At 58.7% G+C, this 21,001-nt stretch carries 15 protein-coding genes and 1 tRNA gene; 4 read left to right on the top strand and 12 right to left on the bottom strand.

All coding sequences use genetic code 11. The features are described from left to right. Window positions 1–57: 57 nt before the first annotated feature. A tRNA-Met gene (locus RAE07_RS10680) sits at window positions 58–134 on the bottom strand. A 154-nt stretch (window positions 135–288) separates the two neighbouring features. After that, entirely contained in the window at window positions 289–3,246 is a 2,958-nt protein-coding gene (locus RAE07_RS10675) for a UPF0182 family protein (RefSeq protein WP_316327657.1), read from the bottom strand. Between the two features lie 123 nt (window positions 3,247–3,369). On the opposite strand from RAE07_RS10675, the gene RAE07_RS10670 reads away from it, so the two are divergent. Then, complete coding sequence (locus tag RAE07_RS10670) at window positions 3,370–3,906, top strand: PPA1309 family protein (protein ID WP_316327621.1); 537 nt, start codon at window positions 3,370–3,372, stop codon at window positions 3,904–3,906. A gap of 46 nt (window positions 3,907–3,952) precedes the next feature. Beyond that, entirely contained in the window at window positions 3,953–4,615 is a 663-nt protein-coding gene (locus RAE07_RS10665) for a beta-N-acetylglucosaminidase (protein ID WP_317001803.1), read from the top strand. A gap of 5 nt (window positions 4,616–4,620) precedes the next feature. On the opposite strand, the gene RAE07_RS10660 is transcribed toward RAE07_RS10665, so the two are convergent. After that, window positions 4,621–5,685 (bottom strand): YlbL family protein, encoded by a 1,065-nt coding sequence (locus tag RAE07_RS10660; protein ID WP_317001802.1) that lies wholly within the window; start codon window positions 5,683–5,685, stop codon window positions 4,621–4,623. Between the two features lie 93 nt (window positions 5,686–5,778). Here RAE07_RS10660 and RAE07_RS10655 point away from each other — a divergent pair, with 93 nt between their 5' ends. Next, window positions 5,779–7,191 carry a zinc-dependent metalloprotease gene (locus tag RAE07_RS10655; protein WP_023020805.1) on the top strand — a complete coding sequence of 471 codons (1,413 nt, stop codon included), beginning with the start codon at window positions 5,779–5,781 and terminating at the stop codon, window positions 7,189–7,191. Here RAE07_RS10655 and RAE07_RS10650 read toward each other — a convergent pair. Next, the gene (locus RAE07_RS10650) at window positions 7,188–7,709 is read right to left on the bottom strand and encodes a M48 metallopeptidase family protein (RefSeq protein ID WP_317001801.1); all 522 of its coding nucleotides are present in this window, start codon (window positions 7,707–7,709) and stop codon (window positions 7,188–7,190) included. The genes RAE07_RS10655 and RAE07_RS10650 overlap by 4 nt on opposite strands. 61 nt (window positions 7,710–7,770) lie before the next feature. Here RAE07_RS10650 and RAE07_RS10645 point away from each other — a divergent pair, with 61 nt between their 5' ends. Then, window positions 7,771–8,658 (top strand): bacteriocin biosynthesis cyclodehydratase domain-containing protein, encoded by an 888-nt coding sequence (locus tag RAE07_RS10645; RefSeq protein ID WP_316327626.1) that lies wholly within the window; start codon window positions 7,771–7,773, stop codon window positions 8,656–8,658. Here RAE07_RS10645 and RAE07_RS10640 read toward each other — a convergent pair. The 8 genes from RAE07_RS10640 to RAE07_RS10605 form a co-directional block, all read right to left on the bottom strand. Continuing rightward, window positions 8,636–10,693 (bottom strand): ATP-dependent DNA helicase UvrD2, encoded by a 2,058-nt coding sequence (locus RAE07_RS10640; RefSeq protein ID WP_248099685.1) that lies wholly within the window; start codon window positions 10,691–10,693, stop codon window positions 8,636–8,638. The genes RAE07_RS10645 and RAE07_RS10640 overlap by 23 nt on opposite strands. Further along, complete coding sequence (locus tag RAE07_RS10635; RefSeq protein ID WP_316327628.1) at window positions 10,686–11,417, bottom strand: NAD(+) diphosphatase; 732 nt, start codon at window positions 11,415–11,417, stop codon at window positions 10,686–10,688. Before RAE07_RS10635 ends, RAE07_RS10640 begins: the two co-directional genes overlap by 8 nt. After that, entirely contained in the window at window positions 11,418–12,512 is a 1,095-nt protein-coding gene (locus RAE07_RS10630; protein WP_034655803.1) for a potassium channel family protein, read from the bottom strand. 93 nt (window positions 12,513–12,605) lie between these two features. Next, window positions 12,606–15,785, bottom strand: a complete 3,180-nt coding sequence (locus RAE07_RS10625) for an ATP-dependent helicase (RefSeq protein WP_317001800.1) — start codon at window positions 15,783–15,785, stop codon at window positions 12,606–12,608. Then, complete coding sequence (locus RAE07_RS10620) at window positions 15,778–18,885, bottom strand: ATP-dependent helicase (RefSeq protein WP_248099817.1); 3,108 nt, start codon at window positions 18,883–18,885, stop codon at window positions 15,778–15,780. Before RAE07_RS10620 ends, RAE07_RS10625 begins: the two co-directional genes overlap by 8 nt. Window positions 18,886–18,917: 32 nt before the next feature. Further along, complete coding sequence (locus RAE07_RS10615) at window positions 18,918–19,703, bottom strand: hypothetical protein (protein WP_023020797.1); 786 nt, start codon at window positions 19,701–19,703, stop codon at window positions 18,918–18,920. Window positions 19,704–19,712: 9 nt separating this feature from the next. Further along, entirely contained in the window at window positions 19,713–20,651 is a 939-nt protein-coding gene (locus tag RAE07_RS10610; RefSeq protein WP_023020796.1) for a DUF3152 domain-containing protein, read from the bottom strand. Between the two features lie 61 nt (window positions 20,652–20,712). After that, entirely contained in the window at window positions 20,713–20,937 is a 225-nt protein-coding gene (locus RAE07_RS10605) for a DUF3107 domain-containing protein (RefSeq protein ID WP_023020795.1), read from the bottom strand. Between the last annotated feature and the right edge of the window lie 64 nt (window positions 20,938–21,001).

Raw genomic sequence — 21,001 nt, 5'->3', positions numbered from 1 at the left:
GTGGAGATCAGAAAACAAAAATAGCCCTCACCGGCGAGCCGATGAGGGCCTGGAAGTTGGTAGCGGGGGCAGGATTCGAACCTACGACCTCTGGGTTATGAGCCCAGCGAGCTACCGAGCTGCTCCACCCCGCGTCGAGATGACTTCCATCATCTGCGCTTGAACAGTACGTTAACACTAAGTGTATTCGCTCTGTCCTGGCGACTCATGTAACTATACATAGGGAAAGGCACCTACCCAAATCCGCTGGGCAGGTGCCTTAATCGCCGCTTTTAAAGAGTGAGAGAACTACTTTTCCGTCTTCTGATAAGACTCAACTGCCTTATCGAGTTCATCCAGGGCGCGGCCATATTCCTCGAAGGAACCATCGCGAGCATCCTCTAAGCCCTTCAAAGCCTTGTTGATGTCATCGATGGCGCCAGCCTGGTCGGAAGAGGAAGGAGCGGAGGCTGGGGCCGACTGCTTGTCTTCCTTGGCGTCCTTCTTATTCTTGTCGTCTTTGTTCTCGGACTTGTCCTCGGAATCACCATCGACTTCCTCAATATTCTGAGCGGCCTTGGCATCGATTCCAACTTGTTCAAGGGCATCACCGATAGTGGGGGCGTAGCCTACGCGGCCCTTATAAGACACGAGTACGCGCAGCAGCTTCGGGAAGGCAGAGGCCTGGTCCTTGCGCTGCGAGTAAATCGGCTCAAGGTAGAGGATTTCTCCCCCACCCACCGGCAGGGCCAGCAGGTTACCGTTGTGCAAGTCATTAGTGCCTTCCCACAGGGTGCGGTCTCGGGCGACCTGGTCAGAAGACATCATCGCATCCTGCGCCTGCTTCGGGCCCTGAGTCTGCGTATTGGTCGGCAGCACCCGCACGGTGATATCGCCATAAGTTTCCGGATCGGAGGAGACAGCCATGTGTGCGGACAGGAACTCGCGGTTCAAGCCGCGATAAGAGGTAGTCAGCTGGAAGCTTGGCTTGCCGGTCTCTGGATCTGCGGCCATCACGTAGTAAGGCGGCTGGTTGAGCTGGCGAGATTCCTCCGCAGTGGGGTCATTTGGCACGGACCAGAAGGCATCGTTGTTGAAGAAGACATTCGGGTCATCCACGTGGTAGCGCGCCAGCAGGTCACGCTGCACCTTGAACATATCTTCCGGGTAGCGGAAATGCTGGCGTAGCTCGTCAGAGATTTCTGCCTCTGGCTTGACGACGTCCGGGAAGACTCCCTCCCAAGCCTTGAGCACTGGGTCATTCTTATCGAACTCGTAGAGATCCACGCTGCCGTCATAGGCATCGACGGTGGCCTTCACCGAGTTACGGATATAGCCCACTTTGTCATTGACAAGGCGTTGGGTCGTGCCATCAGGATTGAGGGTGTCCTGGGTGGCGTCGGAAAGCGAGGCACGCTGGGAGTAAGGCAGGGATTCCAAAGTGGTATAGCCATCGACGATCCACTTCAGACGGCCATCCACCACGGCCGGGTAGGTAGCGGAATCGGTGGTCAGCCACGGAGCGACCTTCTCCACACGCTCGCGCGGGTCGCGGTCGTAGAGGAGCTTTGACTCGCTGCCGACGCGATCAGAAAGCAGGAAGTTCAGCTCGCGGTACTTGGCGGCATACATGGTGCGGTCGAAGATATTGCCAATACCAACGCCTCCCTTGCCGTCGTAGGTATAGGTAGAGCTATCGGTGTCATACTCCACCGGGTTATCGCCAGTCTTGCCGGTAATCGCATAGTCCATGCCATCGGCAGCGCCAGCAATAACCGGGCCATAGTAGATGCGCGGCTGATCTACCTTGATGCCAAGGGATTTCTCGGCGTCCTGGGTTTCGCCTTCGCCTTCAGCTTCACCGGCCTGGGTCTGCAGGTCAGAAACGGTAAAGATGGGGAAACCTCCGCGGGCAGAGCCAGCGTCACGGGCTACCTCATCGACCTTATTGGCCTGTGCTGCCACGAAGCCATTGCCGTGGGTGTAGACGGTGTGGCGGTTAATCCAGTCGGACTGATTCTCCCGCAACTCATTTGGATCTAGCTCGCGCGCAGCAACGACGAAATCACGCTTCTTACCATCGATCTCATAGCGGTCCATCGATAGCGTCTCTGGGAAGCCGTAGAAATTCTTCAGCTGCTGCATCTGGGTGAAGGTAGGAGAAAGAATCTCCGGATCCAACAGGCGGAGGTTATTGATGGTCGCATTATCAGAAGCCACCTTGTCATCAGAGACCTCGTCCCCACCCCAGTTGTCTTCATAGGTGACGTGGTCATCGGTAAGCCCATAGGCATAGCGCGTGGCCTCAATATTGCGGGCGATGGATTCTTCTTCCTTTGCCTGACGGTTAGGCTGCACGGAAAAGCGTTCCATCAGCAGCGGCCATGCCTGGCCGATAACCAGCGAGGACAGCAGCATCAGTACCACGGCCAGGCCGGGGATACGCAGGTCTTTGATGACGATGGCCATAAACAATGCCACCGCCACAAAGACGCCAATGATCATCAAGATGATTTTCGCCGGCAGGTAGGCATGAATATCGGTATAGGAACCACCGGTAAAGAGATCGTGCTGGGTATATAGGAGCTCGTAGCGCTCCAACCAGTAGCCGATGACCTGAACAACCATCCACAGGCCGGCAGTAATCGCCAGCTGCAGGCGAGCCGGGCGGGAAATGGAGCCGCGAACTCCTGCGGCCTTGTTACCAATGCGGATGCCACCCAGCACATAGTGACCGAAAAGCGCGATGAGGAACGCCAAGATCAACAGGATAGATAGGGTGCTGACCACCATCTTCAATACCGGCAACGTGAAGGCATAGAAGCCTAGGTCGTGGTGGAATTGGGCGTCCTGTTGGCCGAATTCCTGGCCGTTTAAAAATAGCAGGACCGTGCGCCAATTAGCCTGGCCGATGAAACCGGCAATGATGCCCACGATGGCGGGGATGACCTTGAAGAAGACTCCCATAGACTTTTCAATGGACTTGCGGTACTGATACACCGGCGAGTTCAAGTCCCCAAGGTCGAGCGAATCCGGACGCCCGCGCCAGGCAAAGAAGCCCGCGGCCCACACCACGGCAGCGGCGATGAGGCCGAAGATGATAAAGAGTACTATCCGCGCAATAATCGCGGTGGTGAAAACGTTCCGGTATTCAATCGCACCAAACCACCTCCAATCCGTGTACAAGCCCACAAACATGGGGCCGATGAACAAGAGGACGGCAATGACGGCCGCAATGATTGTCGCGACCCGCGGGGGCCGCTTCAACGGGGCGGCTGGTGTGGATGACCCTAAGGACAACGCCAGCTCCAATCAAATAGTGCGAATTTAAAACCTGTAGACTTCTTCCAGCTTAAGGAAGCAATACACAGATAACGAATAAGGATGTTTATGAGTTCCCCCGAATTAACACAGCCAGCTTTAAACCGCGCGATGACCGAAGCCGTGGAATTCGTCCATGCAGAGGGCTGGGACGCCCGCCCCACTATCTTCGCGCTCGTTCCTACCCACTTGGTAGCAGACCAGCTTGCCGCCCTCGATGAGGAAGATGCGGCGCCGCTTACCCTTATCGTGCAGGATAATGTGCCCGAAAACATTGAGCCCGGTTCTGAGCAGTTGGCCGATTATGTCTCCCGCCTGGCCTGGCCGCGGGAGGTGGCCGGCGTCATCCTGGCCCAAGAGATTAGGTTCCGCGATACCTCCAGCGAGGACCCCTCCCCTCGCCCGGCGCGCCTGTTTTCCGGCGCGCTGCGTGAGGAAGGGATTGAAACCACGTTGCTGCAGCTGCGCCCCACCGAGGAGGAGTTGGAAGCGGCCGGGCCGTTCGCGGAGGATGACATCCAGCTGCGCGGCGGCCCCCAGGTAGCACCCGGGATTATCGCGGCCCTGCGCTATGGGCTGAGCCAGGACCCGGATGAACTAGATTAGACTGGAAAGACAATTCTCGCTTGCGACTAAGGAGCAGTTTCCTACCGTGCGACGCTTTACTCTCACTCGCCTGACCGCTACCCGCGCTACCGCAGCAGCACTCCTGCTGGGGGTAGGCGTGAGCACTGCCGACTGTTCCTCGGATGATGCCGCGCCTGCCGACGCCCCCGTAGAAACCACCACTGCCGGCGCCGAGTCCGCTCCCCCTGCGGCGGATGCCACTGAGGAAACCAGCACCGCATCCAGCTCTAAGTCCGCCGCTGAGTCCAGCATCGAGTCGAGTGCAGCAGCGAGCTCGGAGGCGGCGTCGGAAAGCACAGAGCCTGGGAGCGAAAAATTGGAAAAGTCTGTGTCCAAGGCCTATGACATCTTCGCACCCGTGGCACCGCAAGAGCTTTTCGCACACTTTGATCGCTGCGATTCCACGGGCGGGGATGACTCGTATAACTGCTCTGGGCCGAAGGTAGGCCAGTTCCAGTTCTTCCGCTCACACTCCAAGGCAAAGCAGACCACGCAGGTGCTTACTGAGCTGCGCAGCTCGCAGGTCATTGAGGATAGCGGCGACCGCGTTGTGGGCTGGTCCACGCTGGGCACCACGGCGGTTATTACCGTGGTGGACAATAAAGAAGGCATGGTCATGCAGCAGATGATCTCCTCAGACCAGGAAGATCCGGAAGAGAAGATCAAGGAATTGGGCCTAGCTAAGTAGGCCGCTTATTGGCAAGTTTTAATTTCCTTGCCGTCCGCGAAGTCTTTCATCGTGGATACCGCTTCATCCAGGTTGGACACTTCCGCGATGGGCATGTCCCCGTGGTTGCTCGCGGCGGCTTCGGAGCAATTATCTTGTGGCGCCAGGAAGAGTTCCGCGCCGGCTGCGTGGGCGGCGGCGATTTTATGTTGGATGCCGCCGATGGGGCCCACCTTGCCATCTTCTTGAATGGTGCCGGTGCCGGCCACAAATTTGCCGCCCGTGAGGTCTTCTTCGCTGAGCTTATCGATGACCGCCAGGGTAAACATCATGCCAGCGGATGGACCACCGATATCCTGCAGGTTGTATGTGACCTCTATATCGTCTTTAGGGACCGAGAGCATGGCGATGCCCAGCATCGCCTGCCCCTTCTGGTGGGGGTTCTCCCCTAGCTCTATTTCTTCTTCGTGCTTTTTGCCGCCACGCTCCACGGTCATCGTGACCTTATCGCCGGGGCTCTTTTCCTTGATGATGTCTTGAACCTCACCCGGCTCCGAGACTTCCTTGCCCGCCACGGCGGTAATGACATCATCTTTTTTCAGTTTGCCCTGCGCAGCACCCTTATCCAGCACCTCTGCGATGGAGATCTTTACCGGCAAATGCAGGTAGTCCATGGCTGCCAGAGTCGCTGCGGACTCGGACTGAGTAAAGGCCTGCTTATTGGACTCTTCTACTTCTTTATCGCTCATGTTCTGTGGGATGACGGTATCGATGGGCACGATGGTGTCATCGGTCATCATCCAGCGTCCCAGCGCCTGGGCCAAGGTCATATTGGTACGCACGGAGACCGTAGTCATGTTGAGGTGACCATCCGTGTCATAGGTTTTCGGGGCTTGAACGTCAACGACCTGGGTGCCGTCTACCTCCCCCAATGTGTCTACCGTGGGGCCTGGGCCTTCGGCAGCATAGGGGACGGTCAAAGACACATCGGTGCCGGGAATATGGTCAAGCGATACCAACGCACCGGTTAAGACGACGGGGATAGCACCCCAGGCGATGGTGCGGACGCGACGGCTAGCAGGAGAATTCACGAATCACTACCCTACAACCTTTGCCGTCGTGTTCGCTGTCAGCGTAGCAGGGATCATGGAAACTAGCCGGATGGTGTCGGTAGATTAGGACGCATGAGCAACGGATTCGGTTTTTCTTTCCCCAATAATGATGACGACGATAATGACGGACGTCGTGACCAGAACCCGTTCGGCGCATTCGGCGGCGCTAATGGTGGCGGCCTCGGTGACATGCTGAACCAGTTCGGTCAGATGCTGTCCGGCATGGGCTCTTCCATGAACTCGCCGGAAAATTCAGGCCCAGTTAACTACGACATGGCCAAGCGCATCGCCCTGCAGCAAATCTCCCAGTCAAAGGGTGTGAGCGCGGACGATACCAAGGCAGTGGAGGAATCCGTCCGCCTAGCGGAGCTGTGGCTTGATGACGCCACCTACCTGCCCACCGCCTCCGGCACGGCCAAGGCGTGGGATTCCAAGCAGTGGTTGGAAGAAACCATGCCGGCCTGGCAGCGCATGGTCACTCCGGTGGCGGAGCATATGAATGATGCCCAGATGGAATCGATGCCGGAAGAAGCCCGCGAGATGATGGGCCCGATGACCAAGATGATGAGTCAGATGTCTGGCATGAACTTTGGCATGCAGCTCGGTCACGCCTTGGGTGATTTGGCTGCGCAGGCGTTGACCGGCTCTGATTTCGGTCTTCCCATCGCCCCGGCCAATACCGTGGCACTATTGCCACAGACCATTCAGAAGGTCGCCCGGGAGCTCAATATTCCTGGCCAAGAGGTGCTGGTCTATATTGCAGCGCGCGAGGCCGCGCGGCAGCGCCTGTTCAAGCACGTGCCGTGGTTGGTAGAGCGCATCGTCTCCTCTGTGGAGGAATATGCCATCGGTCTGGTCATTGACACCTCCCACTTGGAGGAAGTCACCCGCGAGCTCAACCTAGAGTCCGGCGATCCCCAGGCAATCCAGGATGCGATGAGCAAGCTGCAAGGCATGGACCTTTCCCCACGCATCACGTCCAAGAACACTGCGGCAGCCTCTCGCCTAGAAACCCTACTGGCATTGGTGGAAGGCTGGGCCGAGCACGTCGTCACAGAGGCACTGGGCGAGCGCATCCCATCCACCTCGAAGCTAACCCAGGCATGGGCGCACCGCCGTAGCACTGGTGGTTCTGCCGAAAACGCCTTCAGCAAGGTCGTTGGTATCGAGCTCAACGCCCCCAAGGTTTCTGAGGCCGCTGAGTTGTGGCGCCGCGCCACCGTTGCCGTGGGTGCGGAAAAGCGCGATAAGGCGTGGGACCACCCGGACTTCCTGCCAACTGCAGAGCACCTAGATAACCCTGCCGCCTTTATCGACTCCCTATTGGATGACGGCCCTGATGAGGGCTTTGAGGAAGAGTTTGCCAAGCTGGAGGAAATGCTCAAAAACGGTGAGGATTCCTCTGCTACTCAGGGCGATGAGACCGGGGAGGCCGATGGTCAAGACGAGCAGAAAGAAAAGGGCAACGAGGACGACGAAAACTAGCAGCCCCAGCGCTGGTAGGCCTCAAGATAGCCCTTCGCCCGCTCAGCGTGGGGCGCCCTGTCCGCCCAGTGCCAAAAATCCCGCCCATGGCGCGGGATGAAGGTGTGGGTGAGCTCGTGAATGATCACCGAATCCAGCACATAGTCCGGCACGTGTTGTAGCCGGTCGCTCAGCCGAATATCCGCGGTGGAGGTAGTACAGCTACCCCACCGCGTATTTTGATTGCTTACCCAGCGAATAGAACCGATGGTAGCGCGACCGTCTAAGAAAGCCGCGTTAAGCCGCCGAGCACGCTCTTCTAATTGCGCGTCCGAGCGGCGGCTACTGGCCTGTTTCTTTTCTACCCGCGCCAACATATCCGCCACTGCCTCGCGCTCATCGCGAGCGGACATCCAGGCGGGGATGCGTACCTCGAGTACCCCGGAGACCATGCGAGCCTGCACGGTTTTCTTCCGCTTGGCGGAACGAATGACTTTGACCTCTGGGGTTTGTGGTGCGGGGGGCTGCGTGCTCGACATGACAGGTGATTGTACCTGTGGTGCAATGGAATCCACATGCATCGGGGAAAGGGGTATAGGCGTGGGGGCTTGTGTCACCCAGGTAGTTTTGGCGCCGGGCAGCGCAGTGTTTTGCCGCGAGGAAACGGTGGTTCAATTTGGCATGGATGCCACCCGCGTTGGAGTGGCAGAAACGGGCAGCGCGCTTTCCGTCGCGGCGGCCTTCAATACCGCTCGCGAGCCAGTGAGGCCAGAAGATTTGTCTGGGAGACTATGCGCCGCAGGTCTAGATGAGGCCGCAGCGCTTAGCCTTATCGAGGACGCACTGGACTATGGCATCCTTTGGCCTTATAAAGATGCCGTAGAGAAATCGGACACTCTTGTCTTAATGGGAGAATCCGCACTGGCGCAAGGCTTACGCGCACGCCTGGAGGCAGATGGATTCCAAGTTCGCATCCCGTTAGAGGACGACAATATCTTTTCCTATATCCACGACCTCGACGGCATGTATCCGGTCCTGGCCGTAGACCAGCTGCACTGCCCGCTGGATTGCGCCAATGCGCTGGCGGGAACGGAGACCACGTGGCTTCCGGTGTCTTTATTGGACAATCGTGGCATCATTGGGCCGGTACGCGTGCAGGGCCGAGGTCCGTGCCCACTGTGTGCGCACCTGTCCCGCGTGGATACGGACCCGCGCTGGAATATCATCAGCACCCAATTACCCCGCGTGCGCCGCACGCCAGAAGCCGTAGTGCTCGATGCGGTCGCGGCGCATACGCAGGTGATCATTCGGCGGCTTATGGGGCGGCCGCTGCCGCCGGGAGCGCCGACCGCGAAGCCGCGCCCTGGGCAGCAGTGGGAGGTCGATGTCTACGGTCACCACCAGCAGCGCACCATCATTGCGCATCCGCGCTGCCCAGTATGTTTTGGCGGGAAAACCAACCTGGCTAGCTGCGCACCGAACGAATGACCTCGAGTACTTGGGCGCCATAGCGCTCCAGCTTGCTGGGGCCTACACCAGAGATGGACAGCATTTCTGCCTCATCGGCAGGAAGCTCCTCCGACATGGCCTGCAGGGTGGCATCGGAAAAAATAACATAGGCCGGCACCTTTTCCTCGCGCGCAACCTGGGAACGCCACGAGCGCAAGGCAGAAAAGGCCTCTTCATCTCCGCCTCCCTCGCAGTCTTCGTGGCGGCCGATAACCTTTTCGGCCGGTGTTCCCAGCAGACCTGAACATACGCGGCAGCGTTTCGGGCGTCGCGAGCGAGTCCCCTTGCCATAGGCGTCTTCGGCCGCCGGCACGATTCCATCGAGGAAGCGGGTACGCTCGCGCGAGGCTCGTGAACCAGTGGTCTTCGCCAACGCCCACGACAGTGCGAGGTGCTCGCGGGCGCGGGTAATGCCGACATAGAACAAACGACGTTCTTCCTCAATCTGCTCATCGCCCGCCTTGATAGCGTGGTTGATAGGCATGAGCTTTTCTGTCAGCCCCACGAGGAACACCGCATCCCATTCGAGACCCTTAGCGGCGTGCACAGTAGCTAGCGTGACGCCTTCCATGGCTGGGGCCTGTTTATCGGTGGAGCGCCGGCGCAGTTCTCCCAACACCCCGTTGAGATCTATGCCAGGAGCCGATTCCACAATCTTCTCGATGAGCCCTACCAATGCGTTGAGGGATTGCCAGCGCTCGCGGGCCTGCGCGCCCTGCGGCTCGGTGGCGCTTAGCCCCAACTCGACAAAGGCTGCGCGAGCAATTGCCACCGGATCATCCGGCAAGTCCTCACGACGGGTCGCGGCGATGAGAACGCGAATGGCCTCTAGGATCTCCGGGCGACGGAAGAAGCCCTCGCCGCCACGGACTTGGTAGACCACTCCGGCGTCAGCAAGCGCCTGCTCAAACTGCTCTGACTGAGCGTTAATGCGGTAGAGGATGGCAATCTCAGAGGCCGGCACGCCCTGATCCAGCAGTGTGAGAACCTGGCCGGCAACCTCCTGGGCCTCAGTCTCTTCAGACTCATAGGCCTTAAAGGTGGGCTCCGGACCAGGCTCGCGCATGCCCTGCAGCTCCAAGCGTGTGCCAGCCGCACGCCCTGTGGCCTTGCCAATGACCCGATTGGCCAAGTCCGTTACCTGCGGCGTCGAGCGGTAGTCACGCTGCAGCTTGACCACGGTCCCATCCGGGTACGTGCGCGAGAAATTAAGCAGATAGTCCGGAGAGGCACCGTTGAAGGAATAGATGGTCTGATTTGCATCACCCACCACGGTGAGATCGTCGCGCTCACCCAACCAGGCATTGAGCACCCGCTGCTGCAGCGGGGTTACGTCCTGATACTCGTCCACGACGAAGGTGCGATACTGCTCCCGGAAGGTTTCTGCAATCGCCGGCACATTTTCAATGGCACCTGCGATGTGCATGAGCAGGTCATCGAAATCCAGGTGCATCATATCCGGCGTGGCCTTGGACTGTTCGTAGCGGCGAAAGGCCTCTGCCACCTTGGCGGGATCAGCCGGAGCGCTGCGGTCCGTAGTGGCGATCACAGACTCATAATCCTCGGAGCTCACCAGCGCGGACTTAGCCCACTCGATCTCTGCTAGGACGTCACGGATCATATCCTTGGAATTATCCAACCCCACCGAACGCACCGCGCGGGCGACCAGCGGGAATTTATTATCCAGCAGCTGCCAAGGAAGGTCCCCTGCTACCTGGGGCCAGAAATACTTCAGCTGGCGGCGCGCCGCCGCGTGGAAGGTCTGCGCTTGTACGCCGGCCACGCCCATGGTGCGCAGGCGGTCGCGCATTTCTCCGGCCGCTCGCGCCGTGAAGGTCACCGCAAGCACGCGCTGCGGGCTCACAAAACCCTGGTCCACCAAGTTGGCAATGCGATAGGTAATAGTGCGGGTCTTGCCCGTACCCGCGCCGGCCAAGATGCACACGGGCCCGCGCGGTGCCGTGGCCGCGCGCAGCTGATCTTCATCCAGCAGGGACAAATCCGGCTTAGTCACCGTGATACCACTCCATAATCATCGTGTGTGCAATTGAACCCGGACGAGGAAGCGAAAGCTCAGGCAGCTCGGAGCGCTCCACCCACCGGATCTCTTCCAGTTCCCCATCAGTATGGCAGGTGGGGTGGACATCAGCCGTTTGTGCACAAAAGCCCAGCATAAGCGAGCCGCTCGGTGGCCACGCCTGCGAGCCCCAATAACGAATATGGTCCACCCTACGCCCGGTTTCTTCGAGCGCTTCGCGTGCAAAGGCTGCCTCCGCAGTCTCGCCGGGTTCAACGTAACCAGCGATCAAAGAGAATAAGCTATTGCGGCGGCGATTACGCGCCAGCAAAATCCGGTCTGTACCGCTGAGGCGAATGAGCCCAATGACGGCGGGATCCAAGCGCGGGAAGACCAGCCGTTTCTCGTCGTGCGGATCGCGCCCAACGATTCCCGGCGCCGGGTAGTCCAGCTGGCGTCCGGTCCGCGGATCAAAGCGCTGTTCGCGTCGGTTGCGGATAAGCGCGATGGCTTGCAGGATAACCGGCTGGTCTGCAAAGAAGGTTGCACTTTCTAAACGGCCTAACTTCCCGGCGCTATCCTCCGAGACCAAGCATGCCTGCAAGGTGCCTAGGTCCACCACGACCTGCTTGCCGACGCCCCCGGGAACCTCTTTCACCAGCACAGGCTCCCCCACCGCCGTAACCGGTACGAGGCCACTAGGAGTTACTGGGAGGAACATTTAGTCCTCGTCATCATCGTCCATGACCTCAATGGGCTGTTCCATCTCGTGCTTGATATACAGCAATCGGTCTCCCGGCTTCAACGCGGAGGCGTCCGCGGTATCCACTCGGTGCAGCTCATTATTGCGCAGGACAGCAAGCACGATATCTGCCAGGTGGCGTGGGTTAGAACCAACCTCAAACTCGCGCACGGCGCGCTCTGCCACGGAGAAGCCCTCATTAGGTGAAAGCAGGTCTTCCATCATCTCCACCACCGTCGGGGTCACGGTAGCTAGGCCCAGTAGTCGGCCGGCAGTCTCAGCGGAGGTGACCACGGAATCGGCACCAGATTGCAGCAGCAGGTGACGGTTCTCAGACTCGCGAACCGACGCCACAATCTTGGCCTTGGGTGCAAGCTCTCGCACGGAGAGGCAGCACAGCACCGCTGTATCGTCCGTAGATGGGGTTACAACAATAGAGCTTGCGTGCTCTACCCCAGCGATCTTCAATACGTCTTGCTTTGTGCCGGAGCCAAAAATGGTGACTAGGCCGTGGTGCTCTGCGTGAGCTAGGGAGGCACGGTTGGTATCAATGACCACGATCTGGGAGGACGGAACATCATCGGCCAGCAGCGCGGCCACCGCTCCGGCGCCCTTGGTGCCATACCCGATAACGACGGTGTGGTTACGCAATTGCTTTCTCCAGTTCTGGATTTGGAAAGTACGTCGGGCCTTATCCGTTAGCACGGACAAGGTCGCGCCAACCAATAAAACAAGGAAGATCAGGCGGGCAGGTGTAATAAGCGTTAAGTTAATGAACCTGGCCTGCGGGGACACAGGAACGATATCGCCGTAGCCCACTGTAGTTAGCGACACCGCAGCATAGTAGGCGGAATCCAAAAGCGACATGTCCTCGCTATATCCACCGCCGTCCAAATAGACCACGACTGTCACGAAGACAACAATGCCTAAAGCCCACAGCACACGCTTGCCCAACTGACGCCACGGGCTGGAATTTTCATCCCTCGGCACCGTAATGACGTCAATGAGCGCGTGGTCCGGCTGCGAGGACAGCTCAACCTGCGGCAAGAAGCGACTCTTAAAGTGCGACTTCATAGCTCGCGCACGATTTTTGCCCACTAGCCCCGCCTTTTCTGGTCTCGAATGATTGCTCAAGAGATTGCGTGCTTACGCAACCGCTCACATACCTTAGCCCTTTTGGTGCTCAACTGACGATTCAAGGAGTTTCTTTAGCTCTTCCCCACGTGGAAGGCGGGCTGGCTCAAAGGTATAACCATCGTGCACATAGTAGAAAGCAGCGCGAATCTTCTCTCCGCCATGGATACGCCGCCATGCCTCTGCATAAACCGCAAGCTGTATCTTGGCGGCGTCCATAGCCTCCCCTTGGGGTGGGCGGCCTGTCTTCCAGTCCACCACCATCCACGTGCCGTCGTCCAAGCGGAATACCGCGTCCATGCGCCCGCGCACCACGGCCTCACCGATGGTGATTTCAAAGGGCGCTTCTACGTATTCCGGTTGACGTTGTGCCCACTCCGAGCTCAAGAAAGCTTTTTTCAGCTTTTCCAAGTCATAGTCCGCCGCCTCATCAGTACCCGGCAGCTCTTCCTCGCTCAATAGTGCAGGGCTGCCAAAGCGGTCCTCCAACCACGCGTGGAAGGCGGTACCGCGCTTGGCATAAGCATTCGGCTTAAACGGCACTGGACGGCGTTGCCTGCGTGCGAACTGGAGTGGATCTGCCCGCAGCGCAACCATGTCAGAAGCAGTCAGCTCGCTGGGTAGCTCAACGTCTACCACCGGCTGTTGCAGAGCCCTGTATTCTTCAATAAGAGCGCCAGCTTCCTGCTCCCACAACTCAAAGGTTTCACCGTGGCTGAGGTCTGGAAGTTCTTCCATTGCCTCAAGCACCGCATCGGCACCGGCAACTGCCTCAGGGTTAGCCTTCAGCGCTGGGAACTGTGCGCTCTCACCAAAGTCCTCCTCGGACGGTTCATCTGGCACGGACCATTCCACCACGTACTGCGGGAATTGCTCTTTCAGGCGCTCTAGGTATTCATAGGGCGCCTTCTTGCTCTTCCCAGAAGCGTTATTGGTTCCCGAGCCAGTAACGGTCAGCGTGGATTCGGTACGGGTCAATGCAACATAAAAAAGGCGCGCAGATTCTTCCGCCTTTAGGGCACTATCTGCTTTCTTAAATTCTTCGCAGGCGTTTTGGAACTGCGAGCGCTTTTCGGCATCCTCTGGGACCTCAATATAGTCGTCCTCCCCCGGGACCTTGTCGATCCTGCTAAGGAAGGTCTCCGCTTGCGCGTTATAGCTAGAAGAATCAGCATGCACCACGCAGACATGCTCCCATTCCAGGCCCTTGGCCTTATGCGCAGTCATAATTTGCACACGGTCCGTTGCGGCAGGCACCTCACCCATGTCCAAACCGTCTTCCTTTTCGAGTGCAAGCGCAAAATAGTCCAAGAGTGCGTACAAGGAATCACCGTGGAAGCTAGCGACGATATCGGCAAATTTATCCAGGTGCGTCGCTCCCCCCGCGCTTCCGCGCGCCAAGACTTCGGTACGGATATTAAACAATGCCTCAATATCAGCGAAGATGTCCACCAGCGGCTTGGATAGCGAATAGGTGCGCAAGTGCCGCAGTTTGGCAGATACCTCTTCCATGCGGGCAAGGCCCTGTGGGGTATAGCGGTTCCTCTCCCCCAAGTCAGCCAGGGCGTCGGCAAGGCCAACGCGCTGATCCGGTTCTTCTGCGGTGACATCTTCCAACTGCGCTCGCAGGTAATCTTCCGGGTCCATTCCTGGTTCCCAACGCAAGCGCTCCTCCCTTGCTCCGGCGAGGTTTCGTTGACGCGAAGCGAGGGCTTGAATATCGCTAATCCCCAAACCGCACATAGGGCCAGCCAGTACCCGCACTGCTGCAGACAGATCTTCTGGGCGTACGAGCATCGTGGCAATCGCCACGAGATCCTGGATTTCTGGCTGCCACAACAAACCACCGAGACCGATGATTTCATTGGGTACGCCCGCCTTGTCTAAGGCCGCAGCGATTGGCGCGGACTGCCTATTTTTACGCACCAAAACCGCTGCGCTGAAGGTGTCTCCCTCGCGTTTGTCCCACTGCTTTTTCAAATGTTCGGCGATAAATTCGCGCTCGCGATTTTCGCTTTCAAAGTAGGCCAGCTGGATTTCACCCTCGCCTTTATGTGGGGCGGCAGAAAGTTCATCCACGGGACGCTCAACACCTTCAAATACCCTCTCCGCCACTAAGTTAGCCAAATCCAGCGCACCAGAAGGGTTGCGCCACGAGGTGGTCAATTGGTCCTTCGGAGCAGGTGTGCCCGGCGCGACTGGAAAATCCTCCACGAAGGCGGTGAGGTTTTCAGAGGTCGCGCCGCGCCAGCCGTAGATGGCCTGCATTGGATCGCCTACAGCCGTAACCGACAATTCATCTTTTTCGCCGCCGAAAAGGCTTCGAAGTAGAACGCGCTGGGCATAGGAGGTGTCTTGGTACTCATCCAACATGACAACCTTGTAGCGCTGGGATTGTTGCCTGCCCACCACGGGATAATCACGCGCTACTCGGGCGGCGACAGACATTTGCTCGCCAAAGGTGATGACTTGTCGCTCGGATTGTTCCTTTTTCAGGGCCTCCAGCAGCGGTACGTACTGCACGCGGCGTTCCTGTGTCTGGATATAGCCCAGCAGCTTTTGAGAGTATTCGGGGCCATTCTTCTTCGATTTGTCAAGGTTATCGATATCTGCGCGAAAATCGCGCGCATGCTCAGCGATATGGCTCGTGTCTTTGAGACCGTTATCAATATCCTGGCTGAGGCTCAGCAGGGTCTCGGTGATTGTGGCTAGGGTGCGATCGTCTTCTAGTTGGCCGGTGTAATTGCGCACCACATCGTAGGCTAAGGAATAGCGCTCGGCCTCAGTAATGATGCGCGCGGTGGGCTCAACCGGAACTAATAGGCCGTATTCACGAACGAGTTCTCCGGCGTAGGAGTCATAGGTGGATACCTTCGGCGCAATGTTTTCTAATGCTTCTGCCACATCGCTGCCTGGTGGGATGAGACCGGAATCGCGCAGGTGAATCAGCTGCCTGCGAATGCGTTGCTCCAGCTGTTGCGCGGCTTTGCGGGTAAAGGTCAGGCCAAGAACCTGTTCAGGTCGCACATAACCATTGGCCACCAAATACACCACGCGCGAGGCCATGGTTTCTGTCTTGCCAGCACCAGCGCCGGCAACCACGAGTTTAGGGCTAAATGGGCCTTCAATGACATGGGCTTGTTCGTCGGTAGGCGGGAAATCCTTGCCCAAGGCCGCAGCGATTTGCTGTGGGGAAAAGTTGCTCTTAGGCATCGGTGGTCATCCTTCCTTCTTCCTGCACGGGGCAGATGGAGCGAATTGGGCATTTGTCGCAGTCTTTATTGGTACGCGCAGTAATGCGCGGACCACGCATTTCCTCCACCAGCGGGGGCAGAAGTGCGGCGAATTCTTCGAGTGCTTCCGGAGATTTATCGCTTTGCCAAATCTCGCCAATCTTCTTAGTGGTTGCGCCTGGGTAAACCAGCACCCCTCCCTGGCGCGGCATTCCTTCACCGTCGTGGACCTGATGGCCGTCGAATGCACCGTGGGCAAGCGCGAGCTGATAGGTCATTAACTGCACATGGTCTTCGGCTTCTTTCTTGGCCGGTTGGTTTTTCCCGGTCTTGAGGTCCACGACCAAGTAGTTTCCTTCTTCATCGCGAAGGAGACGGTCCATATAGCCGCCGATGCGCACGCCTTCACCGACATGTACGCCCACAGGAATTTCCACGCCCACTAGTTCTTGATTGACCTCAGATTGGCGCGCCCATTCGCGGGCGCGGTCCAATAGCGCGGAAAACTCATCGAGTTTGAATCGCAATTGCCACTGCGGGACGTCCTGGATGCGCTCGAAAGCCTCCATCACCAAAAGCTTGGCCTTTTCCGCATCCATACCGCGGCCAATGGCTTCAAAGAAGGCGTGGGCCAACGTACCGCGGAGCAGGTGTTCCTCGGTACTTGGATCCTCAGCCACATTGCCCAGCACAGCCTTGAGCGGGCAGTTGAGCAACGCTTCTACGCGAGAGGGCGATAAACTGCCGCTAGTATGCAACGGCAGTTCAGCCGCAACGGAACGCGCCGACCACCACTGCTCCGGGTGGGCGCCGGGGATTTCGGCCGCCGCTAATCGCGCGAGCTGGCGGGCAGCTTGCTTGCGTTCAACCTCACCGGATTCCGGATTGCTAACTACCCGGCGCAGCTGCGCGACGAAGGCCGGCACGGACAGCACCGCAACATCGAGTGGATCAATCTCCAGACCATCGCGCAAAGATACGGGTGCGGGTTCGGGCACATCGAGGCCCAATTCGCGCGGAAGTTGAGCGTGGCGCAGCGCCCGCTTTGCTTGGCGACGCGCAGCTTGACCGGGAACATCGACACCACGTCCGGCGAATTCGTCGATGAACCGAGAAGGCTCGAAGACCGTATCGCCCTCTGGATTCTCCACGGCAGTAATGAGCAGGCGCTTTCGGTGGCGGGTGGTAGCGACGTGGAAGAGACGACGCTCCTCTGCCAAGCGGGAGGCAATGTGGCTGACGGGAGTATCGGGATCAATATCGTGGTCGAGGAGATCGATGAGATCTTCTTGCCCGAAGATGGAGCCAGTCTCTCCTAGCGAAGGCCAGCTGCCTTCCTGGGCGCCGGCCACGATGACGGTATCCCATTCGCGGCCCACTGCACCGTGCGCAGTCAGGATTTCTACGGCCTGCGGGATGGCGGTACGGCGGTCACGCACGCCAGTGGGAAGTTCTTGTTCAGTGATATGGGTCAAAAACGCGCTCAGTGAAGAATCCGGGCGGCGTTCTACGTAGTCTCCAGCAGCGTCAAAAAGCGCCATCATTGCATCTAGGTCGCGGTCGGCCTGCGAGCCCGTTGCACCACCGCGCAAGGCCGAGGCCTGTAGACGGTTGTCCAGCTCGGTAGCACTCCATACGGCCCACAGAATCTCCTCCACCGAAGCGCCGGAAGTGAGCGCTTCCCGGCCGGCACTGAGCACTGCACGAACGCGTTCGAGGATCGAATATTCCCGTTCAGTGAGCTGTCCGTTGAAGTCTGGGAGCTCGCCGTAGAGAAGGCCCCGGAGGCTATCGATGCCCCGAGTGGTGGAATCCCAGCGGCGCAAGCCACGGATCAGTCGGCGCAGGGTGACAGGATCGGCGCCACCCACAGGTCCGGTGAGTAGTTCTTCCAACTCAGAGTTAGATAGTTCCTCCTCCAAGGCGCGCAGTGCAAGCAGCACAGCGGAGACCAAACGCTGTTCGGCCAAGACAACGTCGGTGGGATTGATATGTACGGGCACACCGGCGGCTAGGAGGGTGCGGCGCATTTGGCCAATGTCACTAGTAGAGCGCACAATGACAGCGATGTCGCGCCAGGGCACGGCATCTTCCAAGTGGCGGCGGCGCACGGTATTAGCTACGACGTCGCGCAGCCGACCGTCCGAATCCACGATAGAGATGCACGCCGGTGTGGGCCTGCGGTAGGACTCGGTGAGCTCAATGTCATGCTCGGCTGGAAAGTCCTGCAAAAAGCGCGAGCTAGCACCACGAAAGGCAAAGACAGATTGGGCTGTATCTCCACCCACAACTACGAGGTTGGCCTGCGCAGCTAGCCCAAGAATGAGCTTTCCTGCGGTGGGGTCGAGCAGTTGAGCATCATCGACGACAATGGTGTGGAAGGGATGATCGCGCAGTAATTCAGGGCGTTGGAGAACCGCGGTAACCAACTCTGCAGCAGAGTATGAATGGGAACGGGAGAGGAGCTGCACGCGCTCATACTCGCGCAGAAATTCGCCCGCGGCGGACCACATAGGGCGGCCATATTCGTGGCCTAGGCGCTCCAGGTCTCCTGGGCCCAGACCTCGTTCAATGGAGCGCAAAAGGAAATCGCGCAACTGCCGCGCAAAGCCCACATATTCCAGCGCGGGGCGCATCTCTTCTGGCCAGGAACCGTGGCCGTCCTCTGCTTGACCGATAAGTAGCTCCCGAATGACGGCATCTTGTTCCGCACCGGTAATGAGCCGTAACTCCTCCTCGGCCGCCGTGCGCAGTAACGCAAAAGCCAAGGAGTGCACAGACCGCACCATTGAGGTCTGTGCGGCGTAATTCTCGAGGCGTTCAGAAAGTTCGCGGCGCAATCGGGCACCGGATTCCTTCGAGGGCGCAATAACGAGAATGCCGGAGGGATCCGCGCCAGTTTCCTGGGCTCTGTCCAGGGCATGAATGACGGTATCGATAAGGAAGCTCGACACGCCACTGCCTGCCGCACCGGTTACTTTCCAGGAACCGGATTCGGGCAGGTCAACCGGCCAGCTGCGGGCCGTGGCGGACGGGGTACGGGGAACGAGGCGCACTTGCGGGGACGGTGGGAGGACCACTCCCGCACGCGCGGTGGAATGGGGGTCGTAACTCACCGCTCCAGTATGGCAGATGCCCGCGACACCAGATATTGCTCCACCCGTTCAATGTGCGAACGCGCGTTTGAACGCGAAGCAGGATGCAGATCGTTGATATGACGACGATACGACACTGCACGCAAGAGCAGCTCCTGCATGCCCGGCACGTGGCTAAAGCGTTGGCAGATCTCATCATCAACCGCCTGAGCAATAAGCCCGTCGACGATGACTAGGGCGGCGCTCCAACCGGCTGGGCGCGGAAATTCGCTCGGCACAATGTCCACGATTCCCGGCGGGTTGGCGCCGTGATAGACCGTGGTGGTGAGAAGAGCGGTGTGGGCGGGGATAAGAGGGACGTCGGCAAGCAGAGCTGGGCGATAGGCCTCCCCCGTTTCTCCCCACGCGGCGCGCTCCGCGCGAGCAAAGACATCGTCACGCTGCCCGGTGGGAAGTGCCACCTCGGCCATAGCCGTATCAAGGCGCAGCGCCATCTGTGCGGTTTCATCAATGCGCCCCCGGACCTGCCCCGGAATAAACTGCGTGGCCTTCCAGCCAGCGGCCGTATGACGGCCATCGCTAGATAAAATTGGCCGGGAAACCCGGGCGCCTTGCACACTTAGGCGCTCGCGCGTCTTGGCGGACCATGCAGCAAAAGGACTGGCCTGCGAATAGACCACGTCCCCCACCTTGATGCCGTTATCCCACACCGGGCCTAATTGATCGCCCTGAGCGCGGCGAGTACCGGTAGCACCAGTTTCCGCGTGAAAGGCGCTTAAAACATGCTCTGGGGGAAGCGGCATCCTTAACTCCTATTCGGGTTGGTGGGGATCCTTATTATCCGGGTTGGGGAAAGGCCACGGGTTAGCTGCACAGGTCACGTCCTCATCAGGATAGACCTCGCTGGGCTTGCGATCGTGCAATGCCTTGTTATTGAGATCCAAGGTCTGCTGCATCATGATCGGAGCTAACTTGCCCTGCCCACCACACGGCTGGTGGGCCGCATAGCCAATGGCGTGGCCCAGCTCGTGGTTAATAACGTACTGGCGGTAGTTACCCATATCGCCTTCAAACGGCGTCGCACCGCGCACCCAGCGAGCCTCATTAATAACCGTGGTGGACTCGCCAGTAATGGTGGTATGGCAGGAGGTTTCCGTTTCAATTTTCTCCCCGCACCGCTCCGCGGCGGTACCCAAGGAGGTCAGCTGGATACGGGTATCTGGATCCGCATCAGAGGCCACGTGCTCGAACTCGAAGTCCTTGTGCGCGGTCCAGCCGCGCGGATCAGAAAGGGTGGCCTCCACCATGGCTGCAAAAGAATCATCGCCGCCATACGGTGCGGTATTGAGGCCATCTTCCACCTCGATGGAATAGCGCACCTTCTGCGCGCCACCCTTACCGGCTACGGCGCCGGGCTCGCCCACCTCATGGAAAGTGCCCTTTCCCTGCTTGGTAAACGCCCCACCGGGCGGCATCTCACTAATTTCCCGTTTGACCGCTTCCGCATCAGCCGGATCAGGCCCGATTTTCTCGGCACTCGTCGGGGCAGCTGTGGTAGTTTCTTCCGCCCCTTCTTCAGAGGAGGAAGCGGTGGCGATATCGACAATGAACCAGATGGTCAAGGCGATCATCAAAGGGATAGCCACCACGCGCCACCAGCCATATTGACGCGCAAACCGGACCACCGCATTAGGGTGGTCCGGCGAATGGCCCTGGCTCCGGTGAGCGTGGCGAGTCTCCCTGTCTTCCATGGGGCCTTAGGTTACCCGTTTATTTTTAAAAATCTGAATCAGCAGACCGGTGCGCTCGTCTTTAGGCGCCGGCGAATCCCACGGCGTGCTTCTTCGCAATGCCCACCTCAACGTAGACCACGCGGTCAGTGCGCACGAGGTACTTGCGGCCCTTGTCATCTTCCAGTTCCAAGGTGGAGTTATCCGCCAGGGCGCTATTGATCTTCTGCGTCAGGTCAGCCTGGTCACCTGCAGCGCTAATGACCAGCTCGCGAGCGGTGTCTGCGAAGCCAAACTTGATATCCATGAGGGTTCCTCCTCTAACTAGAGTTTTATTGTCAATGGCCCCACTATAACCATCCCGGCTACTA

The sequence above is a fragment of the Corynebacterium nasorum genome (genome assembly GCF_032821635.1).
Taxonomy (GTDB): Bacteria; Actinomycetota; Actinomycetes; order Mycobacteriales; family Mycobacteriaceae; genus Corynebacterium; species Corynebacterium kefirresidentii.
Note: the sequence above shows the minus strand (reverse complement) of the source record. Positions and strands in the feature narration are given on the sequence as shown.